Genomic DNA, 7,018 nt, shown 5'->3' with positions numbered 1-7,018 from the left:
TGGACGTCGATGCTGCCGGCGAGATACGGCACCAGCGTGCCGCCGGCGTCATAGCGCCCCGAGGCGCTGCCGCGCACCGTGCCGGCCAGCACGACATGGCCGGCGGCGGCGTCGACCGCCGTCACCGACAGCGAGCCGGCGCGATTGTTGGCCGCCGACATGTCGATCAGCGATCCACCCGACTGGACGATGTTGCCATGGGCGCTCTCGATGATGACGTCACCACCCCAGCTGTAGCGCGTGGCGTCCACCAGCGTGACCGCGCGTCCTGCCATGTCGATACGTGCGGCATCGGTCAGCGTGATGTCACTATCGGCGGAAACCGTGAGCTTGCCGCTCGGCAGCACCACGGCGGTCGCGACCGTCACGGTGCTGCCCTTCAGCCCGACCTCGGCGCCGAGCGCCGCGGCCGCGGCCGCCCCGGCATCACCCGAACCGCTGACATTGAGCGTGCCGCCGGCGGTGATGCGGTTGATGGAGCCGGCGTCGCCGGTCAGCACCGGCGTCATGAGGTTGAGGTTGCCGCCGCTGTAGGTGATGCCGACGCCGGACTGGTAGGCGCTCTGGCTCTCGTAGACCGACAGCGTGTTGCGGTTGTTGGCGGTGATACGGCTGTGCGCCGTGATGTTGACCGTCGAGAAGCCGAGCGCGAGACGGTTCAGCGTCACCTGGGTATCGGGCGTGGTGCCGCTGCCATAGCCGAACACCACCTCGTCCGCGACGATGTTGAAGGTACCGTGGCCGGTGCCGGCGCCACCGGTGATCACCGCACCGGGCGGCACGCTGCGCGGCCCTGTGCCGCCGCGGCGCTGAACACGGTCGTTGATGCCGTTCCAGATCAATTGTCCGGTGGTGAGCGTGGCGCTGTCGCCGGACGTGCCGAGGCCATAGATCGCCGGCGTGTTGAGCACCAGCGTGCGCAGGCTGGAGCGCCCGGTTGCGGCATCGATGGTGGAGAGATTGAGCGAGCCAAAGACATTCATCGAGGCCTGCGCCGACAGCACCAGCCTCTCCAGCTTCGGCGCGCCGGTCAGGGCGTTGCCAGCCAGCAGGCGGCCGAGCACATCCTGGTTGAGCACGAGGCCGTCGGGCAGCACGCCCGCGGCGCGCGCCGCGGCGATCGCCGCCGTATCACCGATGTTGATGCTCGGCGTGGTCAGGGCGAGATAGCGTGCACCATAGCGCATGCCGTCGGCGATCGACAGCGCTCCCTTCTGAACGCCGAAGGCAAGCGTGCCCTCGGTCGTGATGGTCGCGGCGCCGACGGTAATGCCGCCAATGGTCGACCCGTCGATTGCCGCCTGCGGAATGTCGACAAAGCCGTTCGAGACGATGATCATGTTGCCGGACGATTGGTAACTGTAGCCATCACTCGCCGGCATCACAGTTGCAACGCCGGTACCGACGGTATCGATGCGTGCGCTATCCTCGATCCTGAGCCCGCCGTTCCCCGCCTTGATAAAGACTTCCGGCGCCCGCAGCACGGCACCGCCACGCACCACGACCGTATTGGCGAAGCCGGTGGTCGCGACATAGCCGTTCACGGTATCCAGCACCTGGCCACCGCCGATCGCGAGCCTGGCGGCACCGAGGGCATTGAGATCCGCCGCGCGAACCGACGCGAAGCCCGCGGTCGGCGCAGTGCCGTCGCCGAGGATTTCGAGCGACTGGCCTAACATGTTCGTGGGGGTGTCGACGCTGACCACGCCGCCATAGCCGCCCTTGCCGGGGGTGAACAGCACCTGGCCAGCGAACGAGAACGACGGACGGTTCGACGTCTGCGCCGCGAGAAGGAGCTGCAGCACGCCGGCGTCAGCCGGAAGACTCGGCCGCGGCTGCGCGGTGCGCGCGGCGGTCGCCAGCATGAAGCTGGCGTAGCTCTGCTCGTTGTACTGCGAATAGCTGCGCACCGCGACGCCGGGCGTGATGATCGCGAGATTAGGCAGGCTGTTGCGAATGGCGGTGTTGGCGACGCTGCCGACCACCGACGTCACGAACGAGCCGTTGGGCAACGCGGCAACGTTTGCACCGAGCTGGCTCGTTGCGCCGAGCTCGACGCGGAATGCACCGGGCAGCAGCGCGTAGGTGGCCGGCATCAGGGTGTAGGTGCCGGCCGCAAGACCTGGCACGCCGCCGCCGACCGTGATGCGCTGACCGATGGCCGGCGCCGCTCCCTGGGTCGCCGGCACCACGGGCGCATAGGCCGCCGTCGCGCCCGGCACGATCGCAAACACCTGGTTGCTGAGGCTGCTGTAGGTATTGCCGGGATTGGCTGCCATCAACGGGTTGGCCAGCGCGTCGACCGAGCCGCCACGGCCACTGACGAAGCCAGCGCCGAGCAATTCGCCGCCGCCGGAGAGATCGAGCAGCGCGCCTGCGGTGACGGTCACCGCGGGTCCGCCCAGGCTGACACCGCCGACCACCGTGCCCCACCCATCGATGCCGTTCTGGACCGGCGTCAGCTCGGCGCCGTTGTAACGATAGGCGATGCCGTCGACCGTGCCGCCATAGGGGATCGTAAGCCCTGCAGCGCTCGACGAGGTGACGCTGCCCGGCAGCAGATCGAGCTGCTGCACGCCGACATACCCTCTGCCCGCATCCGCCGGGCCACCGAGAACGAGTGCGCCCAGCGGCGCACGCACGATGCCGCCCTGCGCGATGGTCTTGCCGTAGACCGTGAGCTTGCCGAACACCGAATACGGCACCGCCGGCATGTCGGTCGTGGTGCGGCCGAAACGCACGAGATCGCTGGCGGCGACGAACGCCCTGGTATTGCTGACCGGATAGATCTGCGCCGCATCGAGCTCGAGCGTGCGACTGCCATAGGTGTTGCCGATGACGCGAATGTCGCCACGGCTGGTCACCGTGACCTGATCGATGCCGGCGATGCCGGTCACCGCCGAAGAGCCGTCGACCAGCGTGATCCCGAGATTGAGCGGTTCGAAGGTGCCGGCGAGATCGACGAGATCAGCGGTCAACGTCAATCGCGCGGTACTGCTCTTGGACGGCAAACCGCTCGGCGTGGTGCCGAAACCAGGTGGCCTGTCGCTCGCGGCACTGCCGGGACGTGGCTCGACCGCGCCTTCGCTCGGCGAGTACGAAACACTACCGAACGAGACGTACGATGCGGCGAGATCGATCCGCTCGTTTCCGTTCTTGGCGACGAGATTACCCGAGATCTTGAGATTTTGGGGGAGCGTGATGCGAACATCGCCATCGAACGCGATGGTCTCGGCATAGAGGCGCAGACTGCCGAAGCCGCCCGCGGCGACCTGATCGGCGCCGATCCGGCCGTGTCCGAACTGCAGGGCGGCGTCGCGCTCGCCCCACGCCCGATCAGATGCGAGGCCGCTCGCGCCGGCCTGCTGCGCAACCTCCAGAATGCGGAACTTGCGGACCTCGTCCGGGGCCGGCCGGTCGACCGGATTGGCGTAGCTCGGCGTCACCAGGGCCAGCGACAGCGTGCCGCCGGCCGCGCCCTCTCCTCCCGCACGCGCCGTCATGGTGCCGTCGAGATAGAAGCCGCTCAGGGTGCTGATGGCGATGTTGCCGCCGGCGGTCGTCAGCGTCACCGGCCGCACGGTCGCCCCGCCACCGGCGCCCGCCTGGACAAAGTCGATCACGGCACTGGTGCCCGAGGCATCGAGACGGGCGCCGGAGCGCACGATGATAAAGCCATTGCCGGCCGGAGCGATCGGAGCCGGCGCGTCACTGTCGTCGCCAAGGATGATGCGGCCACCGGCATCGGCAATGCCATAACGGCGACCGAAACGGTCGATCGCGACGGCGCTTTGGCCCGCGACGTCGACAACGGCATTGCTGCCGAGCCAGATCGAGCGCGCCCCGTTATAGGGATCGCCGGAACTGCCGTTCTGCAGGATACTGATCCGGCCTCCGGCGGCGGTCAGGCGGCCGTCGACAGTGACCTGGCCGGGGCTGCGCAGGACGATTGCGCGCCCCGGATCGACCGTGACGGTCGCCTGCGTGCCGATCGACAGCGATCCCCTGTTGGTGTCGAGGTTCGACTGCAGCGTGAGGTCGGCGCCGCCACGGCGAGTCAGGCGGCCGCCGACCGGATCCTCCTGGTAGAGCGGCGGCAGCCACAGCGTCAGCGCCGAGGATGGATCGCTGCCGGTCGCAACCCCAGCCGCATTGTCGGCCATACGGTAGACGGGCGTCACGACATTCAGCGCAACGCGATCAGCGACCATCAGTCCCAGATGGCCGTTGACGTCGTAGCTGCCAAAGCCGGTGCTGAACAGTGCTGTGCCGACGCTGGTCAATGGCGCCACCGCATAGGCCCGCGGCGCGACGGTGCCGGCGGGGATCATGGTGCCGGCAGTGAAGTGCAGCGCCACCGGCGCGATATCGCCGGCGTTGAACATCACCCGCGTGGCGTTCAGCGCGATGCCGTTCGGAAAGATGCCGGGGTCGACGTTGAGGCCGAGAGGCAGCTTGGTCAACGCGTCGGTTGTGATCCAGGTGTTCGGCGGGACCGTCATGCCGCCGTAGTAGACATTGCCCGCGAGGTCCGTGAAATTGATGTTGCCCGCGGGAACGGTCCAGCCGCTGGGTCCGATGAGCAGCGGCTTGTCCCTGGTGGCGTTCACCGTGACGGGCGCCGGCGCGGCGGTGCCCGGCGCGAGATAAGTAATGCTCTCGTCGTAATTGAACGGCACGGCCGCGCCGGCCGCGATGAACAGATCTTCCGCGAGCAGCAGGTTGACCGGCGCCTTCTCGCCGGCTGCGAGCACGCCGTCGTTTGCCAGTGCCTTGCCGCCGATCACGATCGCAGGGCCGCTGCCGATGGTCAGCGTGCCGCCGCCGGCGACGCCATAGCCCCGGATCGTCGCGTTCGGAACCAGACGGCCGCCGACCGAGGGGCCGAGGGCCGAGCGATCGTCCGCGACCAGCGTGACGTTGCCGCCCTTGCCGCCCTTGATCTTGCCGGAGGGTAGCAGCGCGGCTCCGGAGGAGACGTCGATCGTGCTGCCGCTCTCCAGCGTCACGTTCTGGGTGGAGTTGAGCGCGACGTTGCCGCCATCGACATAGGCAGCGCCGGACACCGCGGAGGGATCGGCCTGCGCGTTGGTCCACAGGCCGCGGGTGTCGATGGTGGCGCCGGCACGCAGCGTGAGTTGCGACAGCCCGCCTGTGCTCAGCAGCGCATACGGATTCAGCGCCTTGTTGTCCGGCCGCAGGATATTGGTGACGGCGACGCTGCCGCTGCGGGCGACGATATCGGCCTTGATGTCCACGATCGGCGCGACCAGGGCAACCTGGGCGCCCGGCGCGAAATTCACGGGCGCCTCGAGCAGGATCGAGTCCGTGGTCGAGATGCTGAGCCCGCCGAGACCGAAGCTCGACAGCTGCTTGGCATCGAACCATCCGGTATTCGTCCGCTCCGGCGGCAGCGGCGTCGCGACGTCGAGGTTGCCAGGTACCGATGGCCGCGCCCCGATGACGATCCCGGTATTGTATGCCCCGGCAAGACCGGAAGCGTCGTAACGCCCGACCGCGAGCTGGCCGGCGCGCGCCACCGTCGACTGGGTCAGCAGGTAGCCGTCGGTGACACCGACAGGACGCGCCGCGGCCTGGCGCAGGCCGCTGACGACATCGGCGACGATGGTGCCCGCGAACAGCGGCGTCGGCGTCGACAGGATCAGGCGGCCGGCATCGCGGCCGACCGTATAGCCGTTCTCCCATGTCAGCTGATCGCTGCCGAGCAGACTGGCATAGGTCTCGGTCAGCCGGTTGTCGACGCGACCGCCCTGGCGATGCTCCACGACAAAGCCGCCGACAACGCCGGTGTAGCTCAGGCCCGCCGGCGCCGAATTGATGTTGTAGATGCGGCCGTCGCTGCCGTATACGCGCCCCTGCCTGACAAAGCCGCCTTCGTACGCCAGCGAGCCGCCGGACACGTTGAACACCGAGCCGCGCTGCGCCACGACTTCCGGCGCCGCCAGCGTGATGCTGCCGCCGACCGCGACCCATTCACCGATCTTGTGCGGCACGTTGGAGAGATAGCCGGAAACCTCGAGCAGCCCGCCACCGGTGTAGTAGCGGTTCGAGGCATAGCCGCCGGTCCCTGCCGGCACCAGCACGAGGCTGCGGGCATCGATCCACAGGTTCTGGTTGATGAGCGCGCCATTGTCGCGGTTCTGCGGCGAGTCGCGCAGCTCGTTACCCTGGACGTTGACCAGGATATTGTTGGCCGACATCGGCACCAGGACATCGCGCACGCCGGAGACGTCGATGGTGGCGCCGGCCTCGGTCTGCACGCGCCGCGCGGCGCTGACGGCGACCTGGCCGCCCTGCGCCGTGGTGTTCGAGCCGCCGGCGAAGTCGACGGTGCCGCCGCTCACGATCTCGATGCGTGACTGATCCTTGCGGTCGGACAGCTTGGCGAGGTTATCGAACTGGCCGAGCAGAAGGCCGGCGCGGGCCTGATCCTGCACGGCGGAATCGGCGATCAGGGCGTCGCGCTGGGAGTTCAGCGCGGTATCGCTGCTGCCGAGCTCGGGGAGCACGACGCTCCAGCTGTTGCCGGTCAGGGTGACGCTGCCGGCGGCATCGCTGGCCGAGTTCAGCAGATGGATGGTGCCGCGCTGATTGACCGAGGTGGTGGAGGCCAGCACGCCGTCCTGGACCAGCGTGCGGCCCGCGAGCGTGATGTCGCCCTGCTGCGCCACGACGAGGCCACTGTTGGTGACGCGTCCGCTGGTGCTGCCGGCCGCCAGCAGCGGCACGACCTCGTTGCCACGCGTGGTCGAGGTCTGGTTCGCGGCCGTGCTGTAGCCCGAACGCAGCACGAAATCGTCACCGGCCGCAAGAAGCGCCTGCCCTTTCGGTGTCAGGATGGCGCCGGTATTGTTCACCTCGGTGCCGAGCAGCGCGACGAAGCCGCCGCCGGCCGTGACCGACGTCGGCGGATTGGTCGTCAGCAGCGCCCCCTTCTCGACGACGACGCGGCCGCCCGCGCCGGAGAAGCTCGGCGTATAGCTGACGCCGCTCTGGG

General features: G+C 68.6%; 1 pseudogene. It reads right to left on the bottom strand.

The window, feature by feature from the left end:
• Nucleotides 1-7,018: pseudogene (locus AB4Z37_RS32800) on the bottom strand (filamentous haemagglutinin family protein); the annotation flags it as partial.

Source organism: Bradyrhizobium sp. 2TAF24 (assembly GCF_052115025.1).
In the GTDB taxonomy this organism is placed as follows: domain Bacteria; phylum Pseudomonadota; class Alphaproteobacteria; order Rhizobiales; family Xanthobacteraceae; genus Bradyrhizobium_A.
The sequence above is the reverse complement of the archived record's forward strand: the minus strand, read 5'-3'. Positions and strand labels throughout refer to the sequence as shown.